This is a genomic window from Sphingobium sp. FG11 (assembly GCF_057809915.1).
In genome coordinates this window covers 225,933-252,929 of the sequence record NZ_JBMDKW010000002.1, presented here as the reverse complement: position 1 = coordinate 252,929, position 26,997 = coordinate 225,933, and the positions used below count along the sequence as shown (strand labels likewise).

Sequence of the window (26,997 nt, the reverse complement as noted above, 5' to 3'; positions counted from 1 at the left end):
GAATGTTCGGCATCGTCAGGCTGCTTTGCCGCGCAGCGCCTTTTGCCGTCGCCGCTGCACCGACGATCCGATCCCCAGCGCTTCGCGATATTTGGCGACCGTGCGCCGGGCGAGGTCCATGCCCTTGCCGCGCAGCAGATCGACCAGCGCGTCGTCGGAGAGGATAGCCTGTGGCTCCTCCGCCGCGATCAATGCCTTGATATGGCTTTTGACCGCCTCGGCCGAGACCGAGCCTTCCCCGTCCGCCGCCGCGATGCCGCTGGTGAAGAAATATTTGAGTTCGAACAGGCCGCGCGGACAGGACAGATATTTGTTGGACGTGACCCGGCTCACCGTGGATTCATGCATTTCGATCGCGTCGGCCACCGTCTTGAGCGTCAGCGGCTTGAGATGCGCGACGCCCTTGCGGAAGAAATCCTCCTGGCATCGCACGATCTCGCTCGCGACCTTGATGATCGTCTTCTGCCGCTGGTCGAGCGCCTTCACCAGCCAGTTCGCGCTGGCGAGGCATTCAGCAAGCCATAGCTTGGCATTGCGGTCATGCGCGCCGCCCGCCAGTTCGACATAATAGTCGCGATTGACGAGCAGCCGGGGCAGGGTCGCATTATTGACCTCTATCGCCCAGCCGTCGCGGGTCGGCGTGACGAACAGATCTGGCGTGACCGGGGCTATGCGGTCGTCGGAATAGCGCAGGCCGGGCTTGGGATCGTAGCTGCGCAACTCGCGGATCATGTCGGTCAGATCCTCTTCATCGACACCGCAAATGCGCCGCAACTGAGGGAGCGCGCCCTTCGCGAGAAGATCGAGATTGGCGAGCAGCCGCTGGATGCAGGGATCGTGGCGATCCGCCTCGATCGCCTGCAAGGCGAGGCATTCGGCCAGCGATCGCGCGCCGACGCCGGTGGGATCGAAGCTCTGGACGACGCTCAACACCCGCTCGACTTCGCTCAGAGCCACGCCAAGCCCGTGTGCTGTCTCCAGCAGATTGGCCTCCAGATAGCCCGCCGCGTCAATCTGGCCGATCAACTGCCCCGCTATCACCAGCGGCATGCCGCGCAACTGCGCCCGCGCCTGATCCATCAAATGTTCGTGCAGGCCGGGTTCGGGATTGGCGAAACTGTCGAAATCGGGCGCTTCGCCACCACCCGCCAGCGCGTCCAGCGATCCTGCTCCGCCGCCCGATGCGCGGTCGGCGGGACCATCGTCGATAAAGGTTTCGGTGGCATGATCGACGTCGAGCGGCGCATCTTTTTCGCCCAGCCCCTGCGCCATCAGGGAGGCCGTGTCCGCCGTCTCGGCCGACAAAGCGGGGCGATCCATGTCGTTTTCGCTAGTGCCAGCTTGAAGTCTGTCGTCAGCCGGGCCTGCGGAATCCAGCAGCGGGTTTTTTTCCAGTTCGCCCGCTACGAAGCTTTCGATCTCCAGGTTGCTGAGCGCGAGCAGGCGGATCGCCTGCTGCAATTGCGGCGTCATGACGAGCGACTGGCTCTGCCGCAGATCGAGGCGGGGACCGAGCGCCATCAAAGATCGCCTGGACTCATATCACAGCGAGAAATTCTCGCCCAGATACAGCCGCCGGACGTCGGCATTGGCGACCAGTTCGGTGGGGCTGCCCGCGAACAGCACCTGGCCGCTATAGATGATGCAGGCGCGGTCGACGATTTCAAGCGTCTCGCGCACATTATGATCGGTGATGAGCACGCCGATGCCGCGCGTCTTGAGCTGCTTCACAAGGTCGCGGATATCGGCGATCGACAGCGGGTCGATGCCTGCGAACGGCTCGTCCAGCAGCACGATCGACGGGTTCGCCGCCAGCGCGCGGGCAATTTCGCACCGCCGCCGCTCGCCGCCCGACAGCGCCATCGCCGCCGAATCGCGCAGCCGGGCAAGGCCGAACTCGTCCAGCAACTGTTCGAGCCGGGCCTCGCGTGCGTCCTTGTCCGGCTCCGCCAGTTCCAGCACCGCGCTGATATTCTGCGATACCGTCAAGCCCCGGAAGATCGAGGTTTCCTGCGGCAGATAGCCAAGGCCCAAAATGGCGCGACGATACATGGGCAGGCCGGTAATATCCTGCCCGTCGAGAATGATTCGGCCATGATCAGGACGAACCAGGCCCATGACCGAATAGAAGCAGGTCGTCTTGCCCGCGCCATTGGGACCGAGCAGCCCGACGACCTCGCCCTTGCCCACGGTCAGCGACACATCGGTCAGCACCGCGCGCTTGTCATAGCTTTTCGCGATCGAGATGACCGACAGCCCCTCGCCCACTTCATGCGGGGTAAGCGGCCTTGCCGTGGGCCTGTCCTGAAGTGTCAGATCGTCCATCCGTCCGTCCTTACGGCCGCGCGCGCCGGCGCGGTTGAAGTTCCACCCGTCCGGTCACGCGGACGGCAATTGGCAAGCTTTGTGCATGGGAACGCTGGCGGGGCAAGGGAAAATTGCTGGTCTGCGCGCCGGATGCGGTCGCCCGGCACTAACGAGCCACTCGGCCCGGACGTCGCTCACCCAGCACGATGTGCGCCAAGAGAGGCGCATTACGTCCGAAATGATGGCCGCCCGGCACGACATATTGTTGCGCCAACCAGGGCGGGATCGACGGGCAGGCGCTGTCCTTCTCCAGATCGCCCCGCACGCAACGGAGCGTCAGTCCGCGCAGCCGGGCAATGGCGGGGAGCGTCGGCAGCGAGTCGGACGAATCGAAATCCAGCCATGAGGCCATATGGAACTGGAATTGCGCTCTGGCGCCAAGACCCAGCAGTGAGACGCTGTCGATGCGCGACCGGGTTTCCGGGTCGAGCGCGGCGATCATATGCGGCAGGGCATCGGCGCCGAAACTATAGCCTATCAATATTATCCTGGGCTTGTTCCAGCGTTGGCCGAATGCACGGATCAGCTGCGCAAGATCGCGGCCCGCGCCCTTTGGTGAACGGGCGGTCCAGAAATAGGAGAGACTGTCGACGCCGACGACAGGAATGCCGGCAGCGGCGATCTGGGCCGTGAGATCGCGGTCGATCCCTACCCAGCCGCCATCGCCCGAATAGAGAATGGCCATGCGGTTCGCTTCATGGCCGGATCGCGCGGTCCCGGCGGCGGGGACGATGGTCAACGGCATGTCCGGAATGGCCATCCCGCCCGATGCTTCATGTGGCAAGCGCGGTGGTAGCAACGCCGTTATCGCGGCAACGGCGCGCGCGCGCAGATGGGCGGCGCCTCCCTCCGTCGCCCCACTGTCCGGCAGGCGGATCAGGCTTGCGTGCGGCACGAGGGATACGAACCGCAACAGCGCGCCGCTGTCGATCGTCGCTGCCGGCTCTTGCTGAATCACGACCCACGGAACGGTCACGCGGCGGCTGGGACCGAATTTCCATGCCGGACGGTGGCTGTGGGGTGATATGCGCCAGGCGGTGAAGCCGGACGCCGCGCACCACGGCTTGGCGCTGTCCAGCGAAGCGACCGGATTGATCGAAAGCGCCGCCTGAAGCCCGCCATTGGGCCATTGCGCGATCCCGGCATAGGCAAGCGCCGCGCCGGCGCCAACGCCCATCAGCAGCGGCTTGGTATAGCGAGTGACGCGCATGGCATGCTGAAGGTCGCGGCTGAGGTCGCTCAGCGGATAGTCCGGATTGGCGCAGCGCCGCTTCGCCTGCTCCATCGCGCGCTGCAAGGCGGGGGTGGAGACGCCCGCGACGAGCAGGTCGTGGCGAGCCAGCTCTTCCCCCATCCGTACCATCGGCCGGGTCCACCCGTCATGATCGGACAGCAGAAGGACGACCCCGCGCGGCTCGCCCACGGGCCGATAGACAGCGATCTCGCCCAGCGGCGCGAAGCGATAGGAGGCCGTGCGTTCGCCCGCCGCGAAGCCCCGATTCTGCGCCGGGGCGCTGCCCGTAAGCAGGGCCGGCGTCAGCGACGCCACGAGTAGCAAAACCTTTCTGACAAGGGTGCTCATCATGATTTTCGTGCCGCGATCAGCGCCTGAAGATCGATCAGCGCGCGCCCCAGCGACAGGCCCTGCGGCCCGGCGACGAAGCGCGGCTCCCAGACCGGGGCATATTTATCCTTATAGGCGCGCAGTCCTTCAAAGCCGTACAGCGCCTCGCCATGGCGATAGAGCAGCGCGCCAAGCTTCGCCCATAGCGGCGCCAGTCGGCGCGCCTCCAGTCCCGACAAAGGGGCTAATCCCAGGCTGAACCGGGCATAGCCCTGCGCCCGGCCCCAGAGCATCAGGTTGATGAACAGGAAATCCATGGTGCCATAGGGCATGTCGTCGTCATGCCGCATCAGGTCGACCGACAGTTCTTGCCTGTCGGCTGTCGTCCAGATATTGGCGAAGGCTACGACGCGCTCCCCCTGCCGGACGATCGCGCAATCAAATCGGGCGACATAGTCGGGGTCGAACCGGCCGACGCTGAAACCCTTTTCGCGATGGCCCTTGTTTTGGAGCCAGCGGTCCGAAATACCGCCGAGCGTATCGATCATCTCCGGCATCCGCGCGGCTGGCACGATCTCGAATGTTGCGCCTTCCCGCGCGGCCCGCCGCTCTGCATAGCGCAGCGCCCTGGCCGCTGGTCCTTCGATGCAGAAGCCGTTGAGATCGACCAGCGCCTCTTCGCCATATTTCACGATCTGCAACCCAAGCTCGATCGCGAGCGGAAGGGCATCGGCGCTGATCTGGTAGAGCAGCAGGCGGCCCTGCGCCGCATCGGCCTGCTCGCGCAATTGCCACAGCAGGTCGCTCCATTCCTCCTGCGCGCCGACCGGATCGCCCATGACGATCCAGCTATGGCCCTGAATCTGGTACATGACGAAACATCGGCCGGACGCCGAGGTCAAAAACCGCTTGTCGCCGGTGAAGGCGAGATTCGCTTCCGTGCGGCTCGACAGCGCCAGCGCGCGGGGATCGGGCAGGGTGCCGGCGCTGCCGACCGGGGGACGAATGCGGGCGGGGCGCAGCATCCGAAACGCCGCGAGGCCGACGAAGAACACCGCGACGCCGAAACTGGCGCGCAGGAAGCGGGAGGCGTCGCCCCGCACGGCGAAGCGCCACCACAGATCATCCTGATAATCGACATGCTTGTAGGCGAAGAAACCGATCCACACCGACAGGCATACCGCAACCGCCACGGTCGCCAGCCATCCCGCGCTCAGCGCTTCGGCGGTCAGCTGGGTCCGGCGGTAAAAGGCCGGGCGCGTCCATTGCAACAGGCCCGCTATCGCGAGCATGGCCACCGCCTCTTCATAATCCAGGCCCTTGAGCAGCGAAAAGCCCGCCCCCGCCAGCAGGAGCAGCCGCGTCAGCCAGAAAGCGCCGTCGAGCCTGCGATACAGGCCAGATGACAGGATCAGCAGGGCCGCGCCCGAAAGGCTGGCCGCCATATGCGACGCTTCGATGAACGGGAGCGGCAACAGGTCGATGAGGGTGGCGGTCCGCTGCGGTTCGGCGGGCAACGACCCCGACACCAGCAGGATGCATCCGCCCACGAACACCAGCGCCGACAGCATCACCGGGGCAAGGCTGGCGGCGACGAGCTGAAGATTGCGCACGGCGCCATGCACCGGCTTGCGCCACCGCCGTCCTTCCTGAACCGCGACTATGGCTATCGCCAGCAACAGAGGCGCGATATAATAGAGCAGGCGATAGACGAGCAGGGCGGCGACCAGCGCCGGGCTGCTGGCGGTGGGCAGCGCCGCGAGGATGACCGCTTCGAACACGCCGATGCCGCCTGGCACATGCGAGATCAGGACGGCGATGATGGCGATCGTGTAGCCGATGAAGAAGAACGGCCATAATGCCCCGTCCACACCGGGCACGAGGATGAACAGCGCCGCGCTTGCAAAGGCGAGATCGGTCGCAGCCACGGCGATCTGCGCCAGTGCGAGACCGATGCCCGGCAATGGCAAGGCCCAGCGGCCCAGAGCAAGCGTTCGCCCCCGCCGCCCGGACCAGAGCAGCAGCCCGGCGATGGCGATCAGCAGGACGATGCCGATCGCTTGCATCGCACTCGCGCCAAGGCCAAGACCGTCAATGGCGACCCGCTGCGGCCGTAGGGCGAGCATCAGACCCGCAAGCGTCAGCACGCCGCCCCAGAAGGTGAAGCTGGCGATCGCCACCACACGGGCGATGTCACCCATGGAGAGACCCGCCGCGCTGTAGACCCGATAACGGGCCGATCCGCCGGTCAGGAGTGACAGGCCCAGATTATGGCTGAGCGTATAGCTGGTGAAGGAGGCGAGCGCGGCGGTGCGATAGGGCAGGGGGCGGCCGATCGCGCGCAGGGCGAGAACGTCGTAAAAGGTGAGCGTGACATAGCTGCCCGCCGTGAAGAGGATGGCGAGCGCGATGCGGGACGAGGGCAGGGCGGCGAGCGCCGCGGTGATTTCGTGCGGGCGGACGGCATGCAACAGGTGATAGAGCGCAACAAGGCCGAGCGCCGCCAGCGCCGCGACCAGCGCGACGGACAATGGCGTCCGATACGCGCCCAAAAAATCCCGCACAGTGAAAAATCCTCCCTTATCTCATGGCGTATCGGTCTGACACGCCTCGTCACCGATCCGCCGGGATCAGCTGCGTTGCCAGATTTGTGACTTGCACAGCCAGCCGCCCAATATGCAGCCGCTGATCTTCAGCCGGTTCGCATCCAGTTGCACCATGGTGGAAGAAAATGTCCGCCCCATGTCGGGAACATAAACTTCCCCCTGCCAGCGTCCCTTGCCGGTGCTGTGATAGCTGCGCAGCAATTCCGTGCCGAGCAGGTCTTTGACGCCGGCATCCTGCGCATCGGCGATCGCTTCGGGACTGGCCCAGATCACCCATCCGCACAGATTGCCACGGCAATTGCCGGTCGCGACCTGCACCGTGCGGCGCGGATTGATCCAATGGCCGGTCGGTGCGTCATCGCCCTGCTGGACGTCCCCGGCGCATGCGGCTCCCGCCATCATCGTCAGAGCAGGCAATAGCAGCATCCATGCCCTGATCGCTTCCCTGCCTGCCATGCTCCATCCCTCCTGCCGCTTATCGCCGCGTGCCCGACTGCGCCTTTACGGATGACGCGCAGATGGGCGCTTTCCTAACGTCCTGTAATGTTCGCCGCGTCGATGGCTCTGGCGATCGCGGCATGGACGGCGTCGGTATCGCCATGCATCGGATGGCCGCCGGGCAGCGCCACGCGACGGACATTGGGCTGGGTCAGCATCGGGCACAGGCTGTTGGTCTCTTCCACCCCCTGGATGCAGGTGACGGGCACCCAGGTCAGCTTTCGCCCCGTAACAAGGGCGGCGGCGTCGGGTTTCGCCAAGTCGAGCAGTTCCGAAGGCGAGGTTCGATAGAGGATGGTGTCGGTCGGCACCACCAGCGCCACCATGGCCACGCGTGCGCGCAAATCGGCGGGCATGCCGGTCAGTCCGACATGCAGCATGTCCGCGCCGAACGATTGCCCGATCAGGACGACGCGGCGGGCATGGCCGAAGGCGAGCGCGCGACGGGCCGCCGCACTGACCAGCGCGATCACGTCCGCCGGGGAGCGCTGCTGCCGGAAATAGGTGAGGGAATTGACGCCGACGACGGGAATGCCATCCGCCGTCAGCCTTGCCGCCACGCGTGGCCCCATGCCCATGCGAATGCCCATGTCGCCCGACAGGACGACCGCCGCCAGCCCGGCTCTGGCTTTCGTCGGACGCGCCGTGGCGGGCATGTCGACAAAGACAGGGCCGCCGAAATAGCCGAGGTAAGCGGCGAAACCCACCAGCGCCGCCACGGGCAGCAGGATGGACAGGATGATCTTGCTTCTCTTGCGCATGGTCGACGTCTATCGCGGCCGCGCCGTCCGGGGCATGACCGTCACATTAACATCCTGCCATCCGCCAGCGCGCCTATATTTCGAGCTGCGATCCCAGCTCCACCACGCGGTTGGTAGGCAGCTTGAAGAAGTCCATCGGACTTTCCGCATTGCGCACCATCCAGGCGAACAACTTTTCACGCCAGATCGCCATCCCCGGACGTGATGAGGGGATCAGGGTCTGGCGGCTGAGGAAATAGCTCGTCTCCACAACAGTGATCGGCCCGCCGCATTCGCGCACCGTCTTGAGCGCGGCGGGGATGTCGACCTCCTCCATGAAGCCGTGCCGCAAGGTCAGCCGGTGAAAGCCGTGCTCATGTTCGCTATGTTCGATCCGCCCGTCGAGCGGCAATAGCGGCACGCGTTCGGTCCGTACGGTCAGGATGATATTGCGTTCGTGCAGGATCTTGTTGTGCTTCACATTATGCAGCAGCGCCGGTGGGACCCCGTCGGTCGTGGATGACAGGAAGATCGCGGTGCCCGGCACGCGCTTGATCGAATGGGCGGTCGATGCGATGAACAGATCGAGGGCGATCGCGCCTTCCTGCAAATGGCGGCGCACCAGCCTGCGTCCGGTGGACCAGGTCGTCAGCGCCACGAAAACGATGGCCGCGACCAGCAGGGGAAACCAGCCGCCATCGGGAATTTTGGTGACGTTGGAGGCGAAGTATACACCGTCGATGAGAATGAAGGCGCCGGTGGCGAGACCCGCGAGCAACGGGTTCCAGCGCCAGACGCTGAACGCCAGGATCCCGAGCATGCAGGCGGTGATGACCATCGTCCCCGTCACCGCGATGCCATAGGCGGCGGCCAGATTGCTGCTATTGCCAAAGCCCAGCACGAGCATGATGACGAAGACGAGCAGCGCCCAGTTGACGACCGGGACATAGATTTGCCCGGCAGCCGATGCGCTGGTGTGCAAGATCCGCAGCCGGGGAAGAAAGCCGAGCTGCACCGCCTGCTGCGTCACCGAAAAGGCGCCCGAAATGACCGCCTGACTCGCGATGATCGTCGCCAGCGTGGCAAGGATCACCAGCGGCAGCCGCGCCCAGTCCGGGGCGAGCAGGAAGAAGGGGTTTTCCGCCGCGCCGGGCTGGTCGAGCAGCAGTGCGGCCTGGCCCATATAGTTGAGCATCAGGCAGGGGAAAGCCGCGTAGATCCAGGCGATGCTGATTGCCTTGCGCCCGAAATGGCCCATATCGGCGTAGAGCGCTTCGGCGCCGGTGACGGCCAGCACCACCGATCCGAGCGCCAGAAACGCCAGTTTCGGGTCGAGCAGGAAGAAGTTCACCGCCCACCACGGATTGATGACCATGACGATTTCGGGATGGGGCAGGATATTGGCGATGCCCAGCACCGCGAGCACGATGAAGTAGACGACCATGACCGGCCCGAACAGCGCGCCGACCTTCGCCGTGCCGAATTTCTGAATGAGGAACAGGCCGATCAGGATCGCGATGACGATGGGCAGCACCCAGTCGGCCATGCCCGGATTGACGATGGTCAGCCCCTCGACCGCCGACAGCACGGAAATGGCGGGGGTGATGATCGCGTCGCCATAGAAGAGCGCGGTTGCGAGCACGCCCAGCATTGCCACCACCGGCGTCCAGCGAGTCTCGCCAAGCCTGCGGGAAATCAGCGCCAGCAGCGCCATGCTGCCGCCTTCGCCGTCATTGTCCGCGCGCAGGATTATGAACACATATTTGACCGTGACGATCAGCGTCATGGTCCAGAAGATCAGGGACAGCACGCCGTAAATATGCGCCTGATCGACGGTCAGTGGGTGATGGCCGACGAAGCTTTCCTTGAGCGCATACAGGGGCGACGTGCCGATATCGCCGAACACGACGCCAAGCGCACCCAGCGCCAGCATCGGCAGCTTTTCCTGCGGGCCATGCCCATGACCCGCTACAACGCCCGCCTGCGCACTCATGCTACGCCGTCCCTCTGTCCGCCCGTCGGCGATATCCCCGCCCCGCCCATAGGCGCTTCATTCAGCGTTGGCGCGGATAATTTACACGCGCCATGGCGATTTTCGGGACGGTTGAGCGGGCAGGAAGGGCGGTCTGACCCCGATATTTAACGCAGATGGCCTTTGGCGAGCCGGTGGCGGCCCGCGCTGATCGTGGCGAGCAGGAGTTCAAGCTGCGCCTTCGAAAAGCCCGCCTTGCGGAATTCCGCCAGGCCAAGGAGGGACACGGCATAGCCCTTGTGCCAGGCTTCGACCGCCAGCCGGCGGAGCGCTTCCAGACGGGGGCTGGCGAGGCGGGGGTCCGGGCGATGGCCGAAGATCCATGTGCTTAGTCTGTGCCAGCGTCCCGCTTCCCGCAGCGACCGCATGCCGTCATGCCGGGCGAGACCGATGACTTTCCATTCGACTGTATCAAAGCCGATGGCGTCAATCGGCGCGCGGGCGGACTGCGCCGCGCAGCCGACCGATAGCTGCGGTCCGGCGGCAGGCTGGGCGAAATCGAGAAAAGCCATATCCATCCCCTTCGGCAAACGCCGTGGCGGGAGCCGCTGGCGTCGATCTTCAATCAATACCGGATGGTATATAAATGACTGAGGTGCCCGGTCAACCGATTTAATTACCGGGCGGTATATTTATCGCATTTCATGCGCTGGGCCACATGGCAAGGGTGGTCTCGATCAGCCGTTCGAGCGCGTCGCGGGGCACGCCTGCACTGGCCTGCACGGCCATGCCCTGCACGATCGCCGAGAGGTAGGACGCCGCCGCGGCGGGATCGACATGGGCAGGCAGATCGCCTTCGTCCCGCGCGCGCACGAAGCGGGCGACGATGGCGGCGTCGGACGAAGCGCGTCGCGCAATCACATGCTGGCGGATCGAATCATTCTCGCCACCGCAAGCGACAGTGGAAATGACGCCCATGCAACCGAGAGGCTGGCTGTCGCCGGTCTGGATCGCGAGCGCGCCGCGCAGCAGCCGTTCGACCACCGCACGCGCGGTCGGCGCCTCCAGCGCCTTGCCGATATAACAAAGCTTCTCGCGCTCATAAAGATCGAGCGCCTTGCGAAACAGCGCTTCCTTATTGCCGAAACAGGCATAGAGGCTGGGTTTGGTGATACCCATCGCCTCGGTCAGTTCCGCCATCGACGCGCCTTCATAGCCGCGCCGCCAGAAGATCTGGAGCGCTGCCGAAAGCGCCTCGTCAGGGTCGAATTCCCGCGGGCGGCCGCGCGATGCAGGGGGGGCGATTTGTTCCATACCGATCGGTATATAGGAATGGAAAAGGCCGCCGTCCACCTTGATGGACAACGGCCTCCGGCGCGGACTGCCGAAACTGCGGCAGTCCACTCACCCCATCATCAATATTGGACGGTAACGGTCACCGCCCGACGATTTTGCGCCCATGCCGCCGGGTCGGAACCCAGCGCGGCGGGACGCTCCTTGCCATAGCTGACGGTCGAAATGCGGCTTGGATCGATGCCGACCGAGGCGAGATAATTTTTGGCCGCATTCGCACGCCGCTCGCCCAGCGCGATATTATAGTCGCGCGTGCCGCGTTCGTCCGCGTGACCCTCTATCGTGACGCGCACCGCCGGGTTCTGCCGCAGCCAGCCAGCCTGGCTTTGCAAGGTCGCCTGGTCCTGCGCATCGACATCATATTGATCGGTATCGAAGAAAATCCGGTCGGAAGACACGGACGCGACGAAATCCTCCTGGCTGCCCTTCACCGGGCCGCCCGGACCAGTCGATGTGGATGATCCGGCGCTCGTGTCGCCCGGAGCCGGCGGCAGTTCGGCGGGCGGCTTCTTGGCACAGGCGGCCAGCGCGATGATGGCGGTGGCCATCATGATGGTGCGGGAAATTTTCATCGACGTCTCCTTGGATGTTCGTGCTGCCTCTCCCCCGAACGACAAGCCATGGTTCGTGAAGTTCGTTACGCTGTCAAGACGATTGGGTTCCACGTTTCTGCACGAAATATCAGGGCAGCAACGGTCCCCATGCCGGGTCAGACCCGCTCAACGGGGTGGGAATGCGGCGTTCGTTCACCCCGGTCAGGTCGACCTGCCACACCTGGCTGTTGCCTTCGCGGCCCGGCGAGGTGCGGAAGAATTGCAGCACGCGGCCATTGGGCGACCAGCTGGGCTGCTCATCCTGCCAGCCATTGGTCAGGATGCGCTCATTATCGCCGCCTGGCGTCATGACCGCGATCTTGAAATCGCCCGAAATCTTGGTGAAGGCAATGAGGTCGCCGCGCGGACTCCATTCCGGCGTCGCATAGCGCCCGCCGCCATGACTGATCCGCTGCTGGCTGGAGCCGTCCGCGTTCATCACATAAAGCTGCTGGCCGCCCGACCGATCGCTTTCGAACACGATTTTGGAGCCGTCCGGCGAATAGCTGCCGCCGACATCGATGCCGGGCGAGGTGGTCAGCCGCACCGGCGAACCGCCTTGTGCTGACACGCGATAAATGTCGGTATTGCCTGCGATCGCCATCGAAAACAGGATGTTGCGTCCGTCCGGAGACCAGCGCGGCGCGAAGGTCGCGTTGCTGCTTTCGGTGACGAGCCGCTGCTTGCCGGTGCCGATGTCGTAGACGAAGATGCGCACCCGGTTGGCGAGGTAGCTCACATAGACGATCGATTTGTAATCGGGCGAGAAGCGCGGCGTCAGCGCGATCGACTGGCCATTGGTAATGAAGCGGTGGTTCGCGCCGTCCGAATCCATGATCGCCAGTCGCTTGACGCGGGCGCCCTTGGGACCGCTTTCGGCGATATAGGCGATGCGGCTGTCGAAGAAGGGGCTTTCCCCCGAGAGGCGGGCATAGATGGCGTCGGCGCATTTATGCGCGGCGCGCCGCCAGTCGCGCGGGGCGACGACATAGCCCTGCCGCGTCAGTTCCTGCTTGAGCGCAACGTCATAGAGATAGCAGCCGACGGTAATATCCGCCTCGCCGCCTGTGGTGCGCACGAAGCCCTGCACCAGCGCCTGATACGCGCCCCATTTGTCGAACTGGGGGAAGGTGACTTCGCTGAAACCGATCGCAGGCAGGCCGCCGGGTCCCGATGGTTCGAACAGGCCGGAACCTTTGAGATCAGAGGAAATAACCTCGGCGATCTTGCGGCCAAGCTCGTTCGCAGAGCCGGCGGGCGTGTCCACATCCTGTTGAGCGGGCAGGGGCGGCACCGCGATCTTGAGCTTGTCGCTCGCGCTGTCGTCGGTCACATCCACGGCGAGCTGTGCGATCGCCGGCTGGACGATGCCGAGCAGCGCGCCCGCGATCAGCAGGGACATTCTCTTCATGACGTTCATTGCGAGAGCCTTCTGTCAAAACCGAGTTTGAGATCTTTCCACTGCTCATAAAATTGCGGTGGCAGTTTGAAGGGCGATGCCAGCTTGACTGCCCTGATCGCCTGTTCGGCGTGCAGGCTGGCCTGGGATTTGTTGCTGGGCGTGATACCTGTCTGGTCGATCACCTGAGGCGAACCGACTAGCTCTCCGTTTCGATCGAGCTGGACCCGCAATATGGTGCGCAGGGAATCCGCGTCCGCGCCAGTGGGGGCTTTCCAATGGGGCTTGAGCTGCCGGCGTATTTCCGCGTCCAGCGCCGCCTTCTGCTGCGGTCCCATTTCGGCGGCCGGGGGTGGTGCGGGCTTGCGGGGGGCGTCGCTGTTGGTGTCGATGCCCTTGAGAAAATCCTTGCCCAGCAGCGAGCCTTTGGGCTTGTCCGCCTTGCCGGCGCCGGATGCGCGCGCGGGCGCATTGGTTTTGGATTTGGCGGGCGTCTTGCTTGCCGCAGCGGGCACGGCGGCCGCCTTCGGTTTCTCCGCTGCGGGCTTGGCTTTCGCGGGCGCGGCCTTCGGCTTGGGCGCGGCTTTGGGCACGTCCTTCTTCGGCGGCGCGGGTTTGGGCTGCGGCGCTGGCCTGGTCGCGGGCTTTTCCGGCGGCAACGGCTTGGGCTTTGGTGGAACGGGCTTGGGCGGCACGGGCGTCGGCGCGGGTTCAGGTTCCGGCTCGGGCTTCGCGTCTTGCGTCGGCCCCTTTTCCGGCGCGATACTCGGCGGTGGAGGTTCGTTCGACACCAGCGGGGCAGCGGATTTCAGCGCGACCTCATCGACCAGGCTGACGTCCATCGGCGGGGAATTGAGCTTCAGCGGCTTGGACGTCGCCAGGAACCCGGCCGACAGCAGGCCGAACAGCAGGACATGCCCTGCCGTCGCGACCCCCAGGCCGATCTTTTCCGCGCGATCCATGCCCAACGACCTAAAAACCCTATTCTGAACTGCCGCTGACGCTATCCTGCGCGCCAGTGCTCACCAGCGCCACCTTGTTTAGGCCGGCGCGGTTGAGTTCGCCCATGACGCGCATGACCCGGCCATAATCCAGCGCGGTGTCGGCGCGCAGGAATATCTGCTGCGGTTCGGACTTGCCCGCATTGGCCGACGCGATTTCGGCCAGGCGGTCGGGCAGGTCTGCATCGCTGACCGCCGCCTCGTCGATATAGGTACCGCCGTCGCGGTCGATCGACACCACGATCGGCTTTTGATCGGCGTCCAGCCCCTTGGCCCGCGTTTCGGGCAGGTTGACCGGCACGCCCGTCACCAGCAGCGGGGCCGTGACCATGAAGATGATCAGCAGCACCAGCATGACATCGACCAGCGGCGTCACATTGATGTCGGCCATGGGCGCGCGGCCGCGCCCGCGCCGGCTGGAGGGAGGCCCTGCCATCGCCATCAGCGCGCTCCTCGCGCATCGGTAAGCGGCGGGATCACCGCTGACCCTCCAGTTCGCGGCTCAGCGTGGCGTAGAAGCCGTCGGCAAAGCGCGTCAGCCGCGATTCGAGCCGGTTGATGCCATGGCTGAAGCGGTTGTAGGCGATGACCGCCGGGATCGCAGCGAAAAGCCCGATCGCGGTCGCGAACAAAGCCTCGGCAATGCCGGGCGCGACCACCGCGAGGCTGCTATTCTGCTGCGCGGCGATGGCGGTGAAGGCGCGCATGATGCCCCATACCGTGCCGAACAGCCCGACGAAGGGGGCGACCGATCCGACCGTTGCCAATATGTTGAGGCGATCGGACAGGCGGTCCACCTCCGCCGCGATCGCGCTCGACAAGGCGGTCGACAGCCGGTCGCGCGTGCCGTCCCGATCGATCACCTTCTGCGCGGTCGACCGCCGCCATTCGGTAACGCCCGCAGCCATCACCTTGGCGCTCGGAAATTCGGTCTTGCCCCGGCTTTCGTAGAAGCGGTCGATATCTTCGGCCTTCCAGAAATCCTGCTCGAACGACTGGCTGTGCTTGGCGGCGCGGCGCAGGGTGAAGCTGAAGCCCAGGATGATCGCCCAGGTCCAGATGCTGGCCAGCAGCAGGCCGACCATCACGATCTTCACGACGATGTCGGCCTGAAGAAACAAGGCGAGCGGCGAGATGGTGGCGGCGCTGGCCGCTGCGCCTGCGGCGGCGGTCACGTCGGGCATGGACAGGCTCATGGGTGGAAATCTTCCCCTCTGGACAGGCGAGTGAATATGTCGATCCAGGGACGCGGCTGGCGCTTGGGCCGGCCCTGAGGCGAGAGATAGGCGACGGAAACATCGCCGACGGTGAGATATTCTTCCCCGCGCATGACCGCCTGATGAATGGAACAGGTTGCGGCGGTCACATCGGTTATGCGGCTGACAACCATCAGGTCATCATCGAGCCGCGCGGGACGACGATAGGCGATCTTGAGGTCGATCACCGCATAAACACCTTCGCCGCTTTCGAGCGTGGCGCGCTGGCCGATCCCGGCGATCCGCAACATGTCCGACCGCGCCCGTTCCATATAGCGCAGATAATTGGCGTGATAGACGATCCCGCCCGCGTCCGTATCCTCGAAATAGATACGCAGCGGGAAATGATGGACGGCGGCGACAAAGCATCCGGTCGCCGGAAGGGGGAGCTGGTCTGAAACGGCCATGCGGCGTCTTTTAACCATCATGGCCGACGCGCGCAAAGCCGGAAATCGCAAGCAATCACGCTTTTTGGCAGAGTAGCGGAGCGGTTCGTCCGTTCGCCGCCGTGATCGGTCCCACCGCCGCCCTATCGAGTATGCGCTGGCCTGTTTTGCTTTATTCCCATTCGATCGTGCCGGGGGGCTTCGACGTATAGTCGTAGACCACGCGGTTGATGCCCTTGACCTCGTTGATGATGCGGGTTGCGACGCGGCTGAGGAAGGCGGCGTCGAAGGGGTAGATGTCGGCGGTCATGCCGTCGGTCGAGGTGACGGCGCGCAGCGCGCAGACGCTGTCATAGGTGCGCAGATCGCCCATCACGCCCACGGTGCGCACCGGGAGCAGCACCGCGAACGCCTGCCAGATCGCGTCATATAGGCCGGCGCTGCGGATTTCCTCCAGATAGACCGCGTCGGCCTTGCGCAGGATATCGCAACGCTCCTTGGTCACCTCGCCGGGGATGCGGATGGCGAGGCCGGGGCCGGGGAAGGGGTGGCGGCCGACGAAGATGTCGGGCAGGCCCAGTTCACGGCCCAGCACGCGCACCTCGTCCTTGAACAGTTCGCGCAGCGGTTCGACCAGCTTCATATTCATACGGTCGGGCAGGCCGCCGACATTATGGTGCGACTTGATCGTCACCGAAGGGCCGCCGGTGAAGCTCACGCTTTCGATCACGTCGGGGTAGAGCGTGCCCTGCGCCAGGAAATCCGCGCCGCCGATCTTCGCGGCTTCCTCCTCGAACACGGCGATGAACTCGCCGCCGATGAACTTGCGCTTCTTTTCCGGGTCGGTGAGACCCGAAAGCCCGCCCAGAAAGCGTTCTTCGGCATTCACATGGACCAGCTTGATGCCATAATGTTCACGGAACAGGCTCACGACCTGTTCGGCTTCGCCCAGCCGCATCAGGCCGTGATCGACGAAAACGCAGGTCAACTGGTCGCCGATCGCCTCATGGATGAGGACCGCCGCGACCGCGCTGTCGACGCCGCCGGACAGGCCGCAAATGACCCGGCCTTCCCCCACCTGCGCGCGGATGTCGGCGATCTTGGTCGCGCGAAACTCCGCCATCGTCCAGTCACCGGCAAGGCCGCAGACATGGCGCACGAAATTGGCGAGCAGCTTGCCGCCGTCGGGCGTGTGCACGACCTCGGGATGGAATTGGGTGGCGTAGAAGCGCTTTTCCTCGTTAGCGGTGATCGCGAAGGGGGCGCCCTCGCTGGTTGCGACGACTTCGAAGCCGGGCGCGAGGCTGGTCACCTTGTCGCCATGGCTCATCCAGACCTGATGGCGCTCGCCTTCCGACCAGAGGCCATCGAACAGGGCGCAGGCCTTTTTGACCTCGACGAAGGCGCGGCCGAATTCGCCCGTCTCTCCGCCTTCCACGTTGCCGCCCAGTTGCTGCATCATCGTCTGCTGACCATAACAGATGCCCAGGATCGGAATGCCCGCGTCGAAGAAAGCCTTGGGCGCGCGGGGGCTGTCTTCCCACATGACCGACGAAGGCCCGCCCGACAGGATGATGCCCTTGGGCTTGAGCCGGTCGAAGGCTTCGGCGGCGCTGTTGAACGGCGCGATTTCGGAATAGACGCCCGCCTCGCGCACCCGCCGGGCGATGAGTTGCGTCACCTGACTGCCGAAATCCACGATAAGGATGGAATCCTGAAGGGGCAGCGTCATGGGGAATCGCCTTTTCGTGGCAGGGACAGGGATTCGCGTCCGGTTAGTCGCCTGACCGGCGTATGTCCAGTTGGAGCGGCGCGCATTTGCGCTGGCCTGACCTTCCTTTTGTCACCTAAAAGGGGAGTGAGAGGGGAGTATCGTGACGCGCCACACCGTGCCTGCCGTTATCACAGGCCACACTGATTTCAGCAGGATGGCCATAGCCTGTCCGACTTTGAGTGTACCGCCGGGGGAAACACCAGACAGCCTGCTCGCGCTGATGCGGTCGGTACGGCAGGAGGGGCAGGAAGGCGCCGAGTTAGAGGGGTATCTGGCGCGGGACTGGCGGCGTTTCGTCTATACGCTCCAGCTATGTCAGGATGTGAAGGGCCGTTGCCTGGAGATCGGTGCTGGTCCCTATTTCACCACCGTGCTGCTGCGCGAGTTCACCGACCTGTCGCTCACTCTCACCAATTATTTCGGGGTGCCCCAGGCGCAGGGCGAAGATCATATTCGCTATGATAGCCGGCGGGGCGTGGACGATGGCGGCCACACCCTGTCCTACGATCATTTCAATGTCGAGGATGGTCGCTTTCCCTATCCGGATGGCCATTTCGATCTGGTGCTTTTCTGCGAGGTGCTGGAGCATCTGACCCATGATCCGCTGCCGGCCTTGCGGGAGATTCATCGCGTGCTCAAGCCGGGGGGGGGGCTTGTACTCACGACGCCTAATGTCGCATCCGCGCGCAATCTGCTGCGGCTGTTCCGCGGGGACAATGTGCATGACCGCTATTCAGGCTACGGCCCCTATGGCCGACATAACCGGGAATATACGCTGGATGAGGTGGCCGGGTTGCTGGGGCATTGCGGCTTTGCCGTGACGCGGGGCTTTACCGCGAACGTAAAGGATTCGCGCGCCGGTTCGCGCTTTGCGTACGCGATGGCGCGGTTCTTGTTCCGGCTGATCTCCCGGCGGCGCGCCGACACGCTGGGACAATATCTGTTCGTCGCCGCCGAAAGGGCCGGCGAGCCGAAGGCCGGCTGGCCTGACTGGCTATTCCGCAGTTTCGGTCATTCGGCCTGACCGCGCCCCGCCAGCCAGCCCAGCCAAGCCGCCACGGCCAGCACCGCCGCCGCGATCACGAACGCGGAGCCGATGAAGGGGAGGGCCGGGTTCGTGCCCGCCGATAATGAATAGACCGCGCCGAAGAAGAGCGGCGAGACGATCCCGGCGATCGCTCCGACGCTGTTGTTCGCCCCCTGAAGCTGGCCCTGCTCCGATTCCGAAACCCGCCGGGTCATCAGCGACTGGATGGTGGGCATGGCGAGGCCCCAGAGCGCGTTGGGCAGCATCGCCGCGACGAACAGCCAGCCCGTCGACGCCAGCCCCATGGCGAGAATGCCGACCGCGCCCGCACAAAGGCCCGTCACCATCGTTTTGCGATCGCCGAACCGCTTAACCGCTCGCCCGGTCAGCAGGCCCTGGACACCCATGTCGAGCAGTCCGACCAACGCCAGCAGGGCGCCGACCTGCCAGGCGCCCCAGCCATAGCGATCGCCAGCATACAGAACGAACACGGCCGAGAAGAGATGATGCGCGAAATAAAGGAGGAAGTTCACCAGCGCGAGGCTGGAAAGCTCCGGGTGTGACCGCAACAGCCGCAATGCGCCAAACGGGTTGGCGCGCGACCAGCTGAACGCCATCCGCTTGTCCGCTGCGAGCGATTCGGGCAGCACGATCAGGCCGTACAGAAAGGCGAGACCCGACAGGGCCGCCGCTGCCCAGAACGGCGCGCGCGGCGATATTTCCCCCAGCAGCCCGCCGATCAGCGGTCCGGCGACGAACCCGCCGCTGAACGCCGCGCCGATCAGGCCATAGCCGCGTGCGCGATCTTCGGGCGCGGTGATGTCGGCCATATAGGCGAAGGTCGATGTGAAGCTGGACGATGTCAGCCCCGCCAGCAGCCGCCCCACCGCCAGCCACCACAGATTGGGCGCGAGCGCCATCAGCACGAAATCGAGCGCCAGTCCCGCGACCGAGATCAGGATCACGGGGCGCCGTCCGAATCGGTCGGACAAAGATCCGATGACCGGCGAGCAGAGAAACTGCATGCCCGCCCACAGCGCGACGAACAGCCCGTTCCACAGCCCCGCCGCGCTGCTGGAGCCAGACAAGGTTTCGATCAGGCGGGGCAGCACCGGAATGGTGATGCCCATAGACATGACGTCGAGCATCGCCGTTATCAGGATGAAGAGGATCGCAGCCCTGGGGCGGGCAAGAGCGGTGGGCATGGATGCGGCGTAGGGTCCGTGGCCTGCCGGCGCAAGTACGCCCGTTCAGCGCATCACGACATCGCGGCTCAGATAAACCTGCGCCACGCGGCCATCCCGCATCGAGCAGGTGAAGCGGCGCGTTGATCCGCCGGTGTCGCGAAAGCTGGCGCGGGTTTCGACCTCACCGTCGATGTCATAGCCCGCATCGGTCGCGCGCGGCGCGTCCATCCGCCGGATTTCGGCATAGCCGGCGGCCTGTGCTTCGGCCTCTTCCCGCGCGGCGACCGCGCAGGCGTCGCTTATCCGGTCGTCGGAGGCGTTGGGTGCGCCGTCATCCGGGGCGATGTCCGGGCCATCATCGGGGCGCGCGTCGTCATAGATCGATGGCTGCGCCGCCCGCTTGTCCTTTGACATGGACGACGCGACGATCGCCACCGCGCCAACGAGCGCCGCCACGCCTACCGCGTCGCCAAAGCCGAACCCGTCATGATGATGACGCCAGCGGTCGGGGCCATGGGGGTAGGGCCGGGCCTGCGCCGGGGCGATGCCGCCCGTCAGCAGCGTCAGGGCAAGCATCGATCCTGTCATCCGGCGCGCCATCTTCATGCCAGTTCCTCCTGTGATTGGGGAGCAATACAGGCTTCCGACTTTCGAGATGCTGAACGCTATCGCGGCCGCGCGTCGAGTTTAAGGCCCGTGAAGTAAGCCAGGAACGCATAGCTGTCGGCATATTCGTCGATCAGCTTGTCGACCGGCTTGCCCGATCCATGACCGACCTGCGTTTCCACGCGCAGCAAATGCGGCTTGCCGCCTATCGCGGCTGCCTGGAGCGCGGCGGCATATTTGAAGCTGTGCGCGGGCACCACCCGATCATCGGTATCGCCGGTCGTGACGAGGATCGCGGGATAGTCGCGGCCGGACAGGATATTGTGATAGGGGGAGTAGCCGTAGAGCAGGGGGAAGTCCTGCGGGTTGCCCGGCGATCCATAATCATCCAGCCAGTAACGGCCCGCCGTGAACCGATCGAAGCGCAGCATGTCCATGACGCCGACCGCCGGCAGCGCGGCGGCGAACAGGTCGGGCCGCTGGTTCACCACCGCACCGACCAGCAGCCCGCCATTGGAGCGCCCCTCGATCGCGAGGCCATCGGGCGTGGTATAGCCCCTGGCCTTGAGATATTCGCCCGCCGCGATGAAATCGTCGAACACATTCTGCTTGTTGGCGCGCCGCCCGGCATCGTGCCACGCCTTGCCGAACTCGCCGCCGCCGCGCAGATTGGCGATCGCATAGACGCCGCCCTGTTCCAGCCATGCGAGCCGGGGCGCGGAATAGCCCGGCGTCAGCGAGATATTGAACCCGCCATAGCCGTAGAGGATGGTGGGGGCTGGCTTGCCGCTCTGCGCGAGTGCTTTCTTGCGGATGATCGTCATCGGGATGAGCGTGCCGTCCTTCGACGGATAGCTCAGTTGCTCGACGCCGAAATCCTCGGGATCGAACGGCATGTCGGGTTGCGCGAAGATTGCGGTTTGCAGGGTCGCCGTATCGAAACGATAGATGGTGGGCGGCATGGTGAAGCCCGAGAAGCTGAAAAATGTCTCCGCGTCGCCGGCACGGCCGCCGAAACCCGCCGCCGTGCCAAGACCGGGCAGCGGCACATCGCCGACCTTGCGACCATCCAGTTCGGTCAGTTCCGCGACGGTCGCGGCGTCGCCGGCATAGGCTAGGATCAGGCGATTGCCCACCAGCGATCCGCCGGCGAGCGGGTCGGCGCTCTCGGCGACGATCTGGCGCTTGCCTCGGCGGGCGCGCGCGGCGTCCAGCGCGACGACGCGCATTCGGGGGGCGTCCTTGTCGGTGATGAAATAGAGCGTCGAACCGACGCTGCCGATCAGCCGCCAGTCATTGTCGAGGCCCCGGACCAGAGGCCGCAGCTTGATCGGGCCGCCGTCGAGTGCGGCGATATGCAATTCCCGGCGCGGGTCGGTGCCCTCGCCCGAACTCACGACCAGCCAGCGGCCATCGCGGGTCACTTCGGCGTTATGGCCGAGCGTGGGGCGGTCGGGCGTCGCATAGACGAGCTGATCCTGCGCCTGCGCCGTGCCGAGCCGGTGATACCACAGGCTCTGATTCTGGCTTGCCGACCGGAAGGCTTCGCCCGACGGAGGCTCGGGGAACCGCGAATAGAAGAAGCCTTCGCCCCGACCGTGCCAGGTAAGGTTCGAGAATTTCACCCAGTCGATGCGATCGTCCAGCGTCCTGCCGCTGTCGACGTCGAGGATGCGCAGCGAGCGCCAGTCGCTGCCCGCCTCCTGCACCGCGTAGAGCAGGAAGCGGCCATCGGGGGAGGGCGCCCATTCCGCCAACGCCGCCGCGCCTTGCCTGTCCCAGCCATTGGGGTCGATCAGCAGGCGCTGCGGGCCGTTCAGCCCCTCGCGCAGATAGAGCGGCGTCTGGTTTTGTAGGCCGCTATTATAGCCGTAGAAATAGCGGTTGCCCGCCTTGCGCGGCAGGGTGAAGCGGCCGTGGGCGAACAGCGCCCGCATCCGTGCCTTGAGCGCGTCGCGGCCGGGCAGGGCGTCGATATACTTGCGGGTGAGGGCGTTTTCGCGGGCGACCCATTCGCTGACCGCCGGATCGGTGCGCAGGTCGTTTTCGAGCCAGCGATAGGGATCGGCGACCTTCACGCCGAAATGATCCTCGACGATGTCCAGTCGCCCGGCGGCGGGATAGTGCAGCGGTGCTGGCGCTGCCGTAGCGGGCGGCGGTGCGGCGAGGGCGGGCTGCGCCATCAGCAGGGACAGCGGCAGGGCAAGGCGGCGAAGGGCCGGCATCCTCTTGAGGCAACTCGCTTTATAAAACGACGACAGGCCGCGGCTCATAGAAAGCCGCGGCCTGTCGGTAAAGTCTCCGCTTCGGGGCGAGTGGCCCCGAAGCCCGCGATCTTATGCCGCTTCGAATTCGTCCTCGTCGGCATTCTGGAGCGGGCCGCTGTCCTGACCCTTGGCCGAAACGTCACGGTCGACCAGTTCGATGATCGCGATCGGTGCGGCGTCGGAGGCGCGGAAACCGGCCTTGATGACGCGGGTATAGCCGCCTTCACGGCCCTTGTAGCGCTCGGCCAGCACTTCGAACAGCTTGGTCAGCTGCGTGTCGTCCTGCAAGCGGCTGTGCGCCAGGCGACGGTTGGACAGGCCACCCTTCTTCGCGAGCGTTATCAGCTTTTCGACATAGGGACGCAGTTCCTTCGCCTTCGCCGTGCCGGTGAGGATCTGCTCATGCTTGATGAGCGAGGCGGCGAGATTGCGCAGCAGGGCGGTACGATGACCGCTGGAGCGCTGAAGCTTACGATGTCCGACTTTATGACGCATGTTCCATTCCTTCGTTCGTTAAGGACCCGTATGAGGTAGCCCAGACCCGGCGGCGATCAGGGCCGCCGCCCAACCCTTTGGCCAAAAAACTGGCCCTTGCCCAAAAAACAGGCGAAGTTCACACCGTCGCTGGGAAAAAATCCAGCGGAGGCGATCCTGCTCCCCCGCCGGTTGGCCCGGCGAGGGAAAGCGGGATCAGCCCAGCAGCTCCTGTTCGAGCTTCTTGGCCATTTCCTCGATATTTTCCGGCGGCCAGCCGGGGATGTCCATGCCAAGGCGCAGACCCATGGACGACAGCACTTCCTTGATTTCGTTCAGCGACTTGCGGCCGAAATTGGGGGTGCGCAGCATCTCGGCTTCGGTCTTCTGGACCAGATCGCCGATATAGATGATGTTGTCGTTCTTGAGGCAGTTGGCGCTGCGGACCGACAGTTCCAGCTCGTCCACCTTCTTGAGCAGGTAGCGGTTGATCGTGTTGGTGTCGCTTTCGCCTTCCGACGACGGGGCGACCGCATGACCGGCCGACGAGGGCGCGGCGCTGGGCAGCGCGTCTTCGAAGTGCACGAACAGCTGGAGCTGGTCCTGAAGGATGCGCGCGGCATAAGCGACGGCGTCCTCGGGCGTCACGGTGCCGTCGGTCTCGACGGTCAGCGACAGCTTGTCATAGTCCAGTTCCTGGCCGACGCGGGTATTGTCGACCTTGTAGGCGACCTGACGGACCGGCGAATAGAGCGCGTCGATCGGGATCAGGCCGATCGGTGCATCGGCCGGACGGTTGGCGACAGCGGGGACATAGCCCTTGCCGACATCGGCGGTCAGTTCCATGTTCAGCGTCGCGCCCTGATCGAGGTGACAGATCACCAGATCGGGGTTCATCACTTCGATGTCACCGACGACGGCGATGTCGCCCGCCTTGACTTCGGCGGGGCCGGTGGCGGAAAGCTGGAGCCGCTTGGGACCATCGCCTTCCATCCGCAGCGCGACCTGCTTGATGTTGAGGACGATGTCGGTCACATCCTCACGGACGCCGGCCAGCGACGAAAATTCGTGCAGCACATTCTCGATCTTGATCGAGGTGACCGCCGCGCCCTGGAGCGAGGACAGAAGAACCCGGCGCAACGCATTGCCGAGCGTCAGGCCGAAGCCGCGCTCGAGCGGTTCGGCGACGAACGTCGCCTTGCGCTTGCCATCGCCGGTCGACTTGATGTCGAGCACGCCCGGCTTCTTCAGTTCCTGCCAGTTCTTCAAGTTGACAGTCATGTAATTCCCCTGGGGATGTGGCCGAACGCTTATGCCCTGGACCCAACAGGACGTTACGGCCGATGCAGATGGGTGACAGGCGGCGCGTCCGCCGCCTGCCGACAGTGCCAGCCGGTTTTTAGACGCGGCGGCGCTTGGACGGACGGACGCCGTTATGCGGGATCGGCGTCACGTCGCGGATCGAGGTGATGTGGAAGCCCACAGCCTGAAGCGCGCGGAGAGCCGATTCACGACCCGAACCGGGGCCTTTGACTTCGACTTCCAGCGTGCGCACGCCATGTTCGGCGGCCTTGCGACCGGCGTCTTCCGCACAGACCTGCGCGGCGTAAGGGGTCGACTTGCGGCTGCCCTTGAAGCCCATCATGCCGGCCGAGGACCAGCTGATCGCATTGCCCTGGGCATCGGTGATGGTGATCATGGTGTTGTTGAAGCTGGCGTTGACATGGGCCACGCCGGCCGAAATGTTCTTGCGCTCGCGCCGTTTAATGCGCTGGGGTTCGCGTGCCATTTTTCTGCTCTTCCTACAAAATCTGCTAAGCCTAGGCTGTGCCCAAGGAGGGCTGCCTCCGGCGGAGTAAGGCTGAAAACAGTCCCCCGGACTGTTTCCCGGACGCCTTACTTATTTCTTCTTGCCGGCGATCGCCTTGGCTTTGCCCTTGCGGGTGCGCGCATTGGTGTGCGTGCGCTGACCGCGAACCGGCAGCCCTTTGCGATGGCGCAGGCCGCGATAGCAGGCCAGATCCATCAGGCGCTTGATGTTCATCGCGGTTTCGCGGCGAAGATCACCCTCGACGGTGAGGCCGGCGTCGATCGTCTCGCGGATTTGCAGGACTTCGGCGTCCGACAGGTCCTGAACGCGGCGGCTGTGGTCGATGCCCAGCTTGTCGGCGATGCCGACGGCGGTCTTGCGGCCGATGCCGTGAATGTAGGTGAGCGCAATGATTACGCGCTTGTTGGTCGGGATGTTAACACCCGCAATACGTGCCATGGGTAATGTTCTCCTGCTCCACAGGGCGGTTGGCGCCGCCCCATCTCAAAGCGTCAGGGCCGCCAGTCCGATGGACCAGAGCGACCGATTTCATATGGTCCCGGACGCAAAAAAGACGGCCAGTGCGAAGGCACTGCCGCTTGCCAGCGTGTCGGGAGGACCGGCCATTAGCGATTCGGCCCGAAACTGTCAATCGCGACCGTCGCGAACGGCGCCCGATCCGGCGCGGTCCGCGACGATTGCGATTCCTGCAATCGCCATTCCGCCCTTCGCATTTGCAGCAAGGGGCTGTCTCGGACAGAAGGGCGGTGCCTTTCAGGCATCCTCTCCTAAACTTTTCAGGGCTGGTCTACGGATCGGCCCTTTTTTTTATCCCCGGCTTCCGCTACGGAATGCCTGCTGCCGTCCGGCGCCATATAGAATAATCCTTGGGAGAGGGGGCCGCCGGTAAGACCGGCATGGCCGGACGAAGCAAGCGGGGGATGAGCGCGCCAAGGGCGGCGCTCTCCCCCACTTTTATTTCTGACCCGCACTTTTCCGCATCTCCGGACTGGCTCTCACGCCGGTTGCGCTGCCGTCTCCAGCCCATAAGCGGTCACCATCGCCACTTCGGCGCAGTCGCCCAGCACCACGCCGACGCGCTGGTGCAGGCCGGTAGGCGCGATGTCCATGATCGGGCCGAATCCGTCGGTCGCCGCGCCGCCCGCCTGCTCGATCAGGAAGCTCATCGGATTGGCCTCATACATCAGGCGCAGCTTGGCCTTGTTCGCCTCGCGATGATCGGCGGGATACATGAAGATGCCGCCGCGCTTGAGGATGCGGTGCACGTCCGCCACCATCGACGCGGTCCAGCGCATGTTGAAATCCTTGCCGCATGGTCCCGTCGCGCCCTCGACCCGCTCGTCGATATAGCGAGTGACGCCGGGCGACCATTGGCGGCGGTTCGACATGTTGATCGCGAATTCGCACTTGCCCTGCGGCATCTTCATATCGCTGTCGGTCAGCACCCAGGAGCCGACTTCGCGGTCGAGCGTGAATTCATAAACGCCGGTGCCCACGGTCAGCACCAGCAGGCTTTGCGGCCCGTAGATCGCATAGCCTGCCGCCACCTGATGCCGGCCCGACTGGAGGAAATCCTCCTCGGTCACGTCGCGCCCGGACACCGCTTCGGGCGCGCGCAGCACCGAGAAGATGGTGCCGACCGAGAGATCGACGTCGATATTGCTCGACCCGTCGATCGGATCGAACAGCAGCAGATATTCGCCCTTGGGATAGCGGTTGGGGATGCGATAGAGCGTGTCCATCTCCTCCGACGCCATCGCCGCGAGATGGCCGCCCCATTCATTGGCTTCGAGCAGCAGTTCATTGGCGATCACGTCCAGCTTCTTCTGGACTTCGCCCTGCACATTCTCGCTGTCGAGGCTGCCCAGCACTTCGCCGAGCGCACCCTTGCTGACCGAATGGCTGATCGTCTTGCACGCGCGGGCGACCGTTTCGATCAGCAGCCGCAATTCGGCGGGCAGCGCGTTCGCCAGGCGCTGCTGTTCGATCAGGAAACGGGTGAGGGTGGTGCGCGCCATGGACTGCCTACTCGCGACGGGGCCGTGGATGTTACGCCGCGGCCGGGTTGGGACTGCCTCCAGCCGCTAGGTCAGTCG

At 64.7% G+C, this 26,997-nt stretch carries 25 protein-coding genes; 1 reads left to right on the top strand and 24 read right to left on the bottom strand.

Features of this window, described 5'->3' with window-relative positions; all coding sequences use genetic code 11:
* Positions 1 to 15: 15 nt before the first annotated feature.
* From rpoN to guaA, 16 genes are all read right to left on the bottom strand, one after another.
* The gene (rpoN, locus tag ACODSN_RS02845) at positions 16 to 1,521 is read right to left on the bottom strand and encodes an RNA polymerase factor sigma-54 (protein ID WP_489052984.1); all 1,506 of its coding nucleotides are present in this window, start codon (positions 1,519 to 1,521) and stop codon (positions 16 to 18) included.
* A gap of 21 nt (positions 1,522 to 1,542) precedes the next feature.
* Positions 1,543 to 2,325, bottom strand: coding sequence for an LPS export ABC transporter ATP-binding protein (gene lptB / locus ACODSN_RS02840; RefSeq protein ID WP_489052982.1), 783 nt, complete (start codon positions 2,323 to 2,325; stop codon positions 1,543 to 1,545).
* 148 nt (positions 2,326 to 2,473) lie between these two features.
* Complete coding sequence (locus ACODSN_RS02835) at positions 2,474 to 3,952, bottom strand: AcvB/VirJ family lysyl-phosphatidylglycerol hydrolase (protein WP_489052980.1); 1,479 nt, start codon at positions 3,950 to 3,952, stop codon at positions 2,474 to 2,476.
* Positions 3,949 to 6,495 (bottom strand): bifunctional lysylphosphatidylglycerol flippase/synthetase MprF, encoded by a 2,547-nt coding sequence (mprF, locus tag ACODSN_RS02830; RefSeq protein WP_489052978.1) that lies wholly within the window; start codon positions 6,493 to 6,495, stop codon positions 3,949 to 3,951. Before mprF ends, ACODSN_RS02835 begins: the two co-directional genes overlap by 4 nt.
* Before the next feature lie 66 nt (positions 6,496 to 6,561).
* Positions 6,562 to 6,993: a DUF2147 domain-containing protein gene (locus ACODSN_RS02825; RefSeq protein ID WP_489052976.1), complete on the bottom strand. Its 432-nt coding sequence runs from the start codon at positions 6,991 to 6,993 to the stop codon at positions 6,562 to 6,564.
* Between the two features lie 74 nt (positions 6,994 to 7,067).
* Positions 7,068 to 7,796, bottom strand: a complete 729-nt coding sequence (locus ACODSN_RS02820; RefSeq protein ID WP_489052974.1) for an AcvB/VirJ family lysyl-phosphatidylglycerol hydrolase — start codon at positions 7,794 to 7,796, stop codon at positions 7,068 to 7,070.
* A gap of 73 nt (positions 7,797 to 7,869) precedes the next feature.
* Positions 7,870 to 9,768, bottom strand: coding sequence for a potassium transporter Kup (locus tag ACODSN_RS02815; protein WP_489052973.1), 1,899 nt, complete (start codon positions 9,766 to 9,768; stop codon positions 7,870 to 7,872).
* A 146-nt stretch (positions 9,769 to 9,914) separates the two neighbouring features.
* Entirely contained in the window at positions 9,915 to 10,319 is a 405-nt protein-coding gene (locus ACODSN_RS02810; RefSeq protein ID WP_489052971.1) for a hypothetical protein, read from the bottom strand.
* A 130-nt stretch (positions 10,320 to 10,449) separates the two neighbouring features.
* Complete coding sequence (locus ACODSN_RS02805; protein WP_489052970.1) at positions 10,450 to 11,061, bottom strand: TetR/AcrR family transcriptional regulator; 612 nt, start codon at positions 11,059 to 11,061, stop codon at positions 10,450 to 10,452.
* A 101-nt stretch (positions 11,062 to 11,162) separates the two neighbouring features.
* Positions 11,163 to 11,672 (bottom strand): peptidoglycan-associated lipoprotein Pal, encoded by a 510-nt coding sequence (pal, locus tag ACODSN_RS02800; RefSeq protein ID WP_489052968.1) that lies wholly within the window; start codon positions 11,670 to 11,672, stop codon positions 11,163 to 11,165.
* Between the two features lie 109 nt (positions 11,673 to 11,781).
* Positions 11,782 to 13,104, bottom strand: coding sequence for a Tol-Pal system beta propeller repeat protein TolB (gene tolB / locus ACODSN_RS02795; protein ID WP_489052966.1), 1,323 nt, complete (start codon positions 13,102 to 13,104; stop codon positions 11,782 to 11,784).
* A 5-nt stretch (positions 13,105 to 13,109) separates the two neighbouring features.
* Positions 13,110 to 14,054, bottom strand: a complete 945-nt coding sequence (locus ACODSN_RS02790) for a cell envelope biogenesis protein TolA (RefSeq protein ID WP_489052964.1) — start codon at positions 14,052 to 14,054, stop codon at positions 13,110 to 13,112.
* Positions 14,055 to 14,073: 19 nt separating this feature from the next.
* Positions 14,074 to 14,535, bottom strand: coding sequence for a protein TolR (tolR, locus tag ACODSN_RS02785; RefSeq protein WP_489052962.1), 462 nt, complete (start codon positions 14,533 to 14,535; stop codon positions 14,074 to 14,076).
* Positions 14,536 to 14,569: 34 nt separating this feature from the next.
* Positions 14,570 to 15,289: a protein TolQ gene (gene tolQ / locus ACODSN_RS02780; RefSeq protein WP_489052960.1), complete on the bottom strand. Its 720-nt coding sequence runs from the start codon at positions 15,287 to 15,289 to the stop codon at positions 14,570 to 14,572.
* Positions 15,286 to 15,756, bottom strand: a complete 471-nt coding sequence (locus ACODSN_RS02775) for a YbgC/FadM family acyl-CoA thioesterase (RefSeq protein ID WP_489052959.1) — start codon at positions 15,754 to 15,756, stop codon at positions 15,286 to 15,288. The genes tolQ and ACODSN_RS02775 overlap by 4 nt, the downstream gene beginning before the upstream one ends.
* 151 nt (positions 15,757 to 15,907) lie before the next feature.
* Positions 15,908 to 17,467: a glutamine-hydrolyzing GMP synthase gene (guaA, locus tag ACODSN_RS02770; RefSeq protein ID WP_489052958.1), complete on the bottom strand. Its 1,560-nt coding sequence runs from the start codon at positions 17,465 to 17,467 to the stop codon at positions 15,908 to 15,910.
* Positions 17,468 to 17,684: 217 nt separating this feature from the next.
* Here guaA and ACODSN_RS02765 point away from each other — a divergent pair, with 217 nt between their 5' ends.
* The gene (locus ACODSN_RS02765) at positions 17,685 to 18,533 is read left to right on the top strand and encodes a class I SAM-dependent methyltransferase (protein WP_489052957.1); all 849 of its coding nucleotides are present in this window, start codon (positions 17,685 to 17,687) and stop codon (positions 18,531 to 18,533) included.
* Here ACODSN_RS02765 and ACODSN_RS02760 read toward each other — a convergent pair.
* From ACODSN_RS02760 to ACODSN_RS02725, 8 genes are all read right to left on the bottom strand, one after another.
* Positions 18,521 to 19,741 (bottom strand): TCR/Tet family MFS transporter, encoded by a 1,221-nt coding sequence (locus ACODSN_RS02760; RefSeq protein ID WP_489052955.1) that lies wholly within the window; start codon positions 19,739 to 19,741, stop codon positions 18,521 to 18,523. The genes ACODSN_RS02765 and ACODSN_RS02760 overlap by 13 nt on opposite strands.
* Before the next feature lie 45 nt (positions 19,742 to 19,786).
* A complete protein-coding gene (locus ACODSN_RS02755; protein ID WP_489052954.1) occupies positions 19,787 to 20,329 on the bottom strand; it encodes a hypothetical protein in 543 nt (180 codons plus the stop codon).
* A 59-nt stretch (positions 20,330 to 20,388) separates the two neighbouring features.
* Positions 20,389 to 22,554: a prolyl oligopeptidase family serine peptidase gene (locus ACODSN_RS02750; protein ID WP_489052953.1), complete on the bottom strand. Its 2,166-nt coding sequence runs from the start codon at positions 22,552 to 22,554 to the stop codon at positions 20,389 to 20,391.
* 111 nt (positions 22,555 to 22,665) lie between these two features.
* Entirely contained in the window at positions 22,666 to 23,091 is a 426-nt protein-coding gene (rplQ, locus tag ACODSN_RS02745; RefSeq protein WP_489052952.1) for a 50S ribosomal protein L17, read from the bottom strand.
* Positions 23,092 to 23,286: 195 nt separating this feature from the next.
* Positions 23,287 to 24,351 carry a DNA-directed RNA polymerase subunit alpha gene (locus ACODSN_RS02740; RefSeq protein ID WP_489052951.1) on the bottom strand — a complete coding sequence of 355 codons (1,065 nt, stop codon included), beginning with the start codon at positions 24,349 to 24,351 and terminating at the stop codon, positions 23,287 to 23,289.
* 118 nt (positions 24,352 to 24,469) lie between these two features.
* Positions 24,470 to 24,859 carry a 30S ribosomal protein S11 gene (gene rpsK / locus ACODSN_RS02735; protein ID WP_092952865.1) on the bottom strand — a complete coding sequence of 130 codons (390 nt, stop codon included), beginning with the start codon at positions 24,857 to 24,859 and terminating at the stop codon, positions 24,470 to 24,472.
* A gap of 111 nt (positions 24,860 to 24,970) precedes the next feature.
* The gene (rpsM, locus tag ACODSN_RS02730) at positions 24,971 to 25,339 is read right to left on the bottom strand and encodes a 30S ribosomal protein S13 (RefSeq protein ID WP_489052949.1); all 369 of its coding nucleotides are present in this window, start codon (positions 25,337 to 25,339) and stop codon (positions 24,971 to 24,973) included.
* A 557-nt stretch (positions 25,340 to 25,896) separates the two neighbouring features.
* Entirely contained in the window at positions 25,897 to 26,919 is a 1,023-nt protein-coding gene (locus ACODSN_RS02725; protein WP_489052948.1) for a class 1 fructose-bisphosphatase, read from the bottom strand.
* Between the last annotated feature and the right edge of the window lie 78 nt (positions 26,920 to 26,997).

Coding starts and splice junctions, on each gene's coding strand:
- rpoN (WP_489052984.1), bottom strand. CDS start 1,521: ATGGCGCTCGGTCCCCGCCTCGATCTGCGGCAGAGCCAGTCGCTCGTC.
- lptB (WP_489052982.1), bottom strand. CDS start 2,325: ATGGACGATCTGACACTTCAGGACAGGCCCACGGCAAGGCCGCTTACC.
- ACODSN_RS02835 (WP_489052980.1), bottom strand. CDS start 3,952: ATGATGAGCACCCTTGTCAGAAAGGTTTTGCTACTCGTGGCGTCGCTG.
- ACODSN_RS02825 (WP_489052976.1), bottom strand. CDS start 6,993: ATGGCAGGCAGGGAAGCGATCAGGGCATGGATGCTGCTATTGCCTGCT.
- ACODSN_RS02820 (WP_489052974.1), bottom strand. CDS start 7,796: ATGCGCAAGAGAAGCAAGATCATCCTGTCCATCCTGCTGCCCGTGGCG.
- ACODSN_RS02815 (WP_489052973.1), bottom strand. CDS start 9,768: ATGAGTGCGCAGGCGGGCGTTGTAGCGGGTCATGGGCATGGCCCGCAG.
- ACODSN_RS02810 (WP_489052971.1), bottom strand. CDS start 10,319: ATGGCTTTTCTCGATTTCGCCCAGCCTGCCGCCGGACCGCAGCTATCG.
- ACODSN_RS02805 (WP_489052970.1), bottom strand. CDS start 11,061: ATGGAACAAATCGCCCCCCCTGCATCGCGCGGCCGCCCGCGGGAATTC.
- pal (WP_489052968.1), bottom strand. CDS start 11,672: ATGAAAATTTCCCGCACCATCATGATGGCCACCGCCATCATCGCGCTG.
- tolB (WP_489052966.1), bottom strand. CDS start 13,104: ATGAAGAGAATGTCCCTGCTGATCGCGGGCGCGCTGCTCGGCATCGTC.
- ACODSN_RS02790 (WP_489052964.1), bottom strand. CDS start 14,054: ATGGATCGCGCGGAAAAGATCGGCCTGGGGGTCGCGACGGCAGGGCAT.
- tolR (WP_489052962.1), bottom strand. CDS start 14,535: ATGGCGATGGCAGGGCCTCCCTCCAGCCGGCGCGGGCGCGGCCGCGCG.
- tolQ (WP_489052960.1), bottom strand. CDS start 15,289: ATGAGCCTGTCCATGCCCGACGTGACCGCCGCCGCAGGCGCAGCGGCC.
- ACODSN_RS02775 (WP_489052959.1), bottom strand. CDS start 15,756: ATGGCCGTTTCAGACCAGCTCCCCCTTCCGGCGACCGGATGCTTTGTC.
- guaA (WP_489052958.1), bottom strand. CDS start 17,467: ATGACGCTGCCCCTTCAGGATTCCATCCTTATCGTGGATTTCGGCAGT.
- ACODSN_RS02760 (WP_489052955.1), bottom strand. CDS start 19,741: ATGCCCACCGCTCTTGCCCGCCCCAGGGCTGCGATCCTCTTCATCCTG.
- ACODSN_RS02755 (WP_489052954.1), bottom strand. CDS start 20,329: ATGAAGATGGCGCGCCGGATGACAGGATCGATGCTTGCCCTGACGCTG.
- ACODSN_RS02750 (WP_489052953.1), bottom strand. CDS start 22,554: ATGCCGGCCCTTCGCCGCCTTGCCCTGCCGCTGTCCCTGCTGATGGCG.
- rplQ (WP_489052952.1), bottom strand. CDS start 23,091: ATGCGTCATAAAGTCGGACATCGTAAGCTTCAGCGCTCCAGCGGTCAT.
- ACODSN_RS02740 (WP_489052951.1), bottom strand. CDS start 24,351: ATGACTGTCAACTTGAAGAACTGGCAGGAACTGAAGAAGCCGGGCGTG.
- rpsK (WP_092952865.1), bottom strand. CDS start 24,859: ATGGCACGCGAACCCCAGCGCATTAAACGGCGCGAGCGCAAGAACATT.
- rpsM (WP_489052949.1), bottom strand. CDS start 25,339: ATGGCACGTATTGCGGGTGTTAACATCCCGACCAACAAGCGCGTAATC.
- ACODSN_RS02725 (WP_489052948.1), bottom strand. CDS start 26,919: ATGGCGCGCACCACCCTCACCCGTTTCCTGATCGAACAGCAGCGCCTG.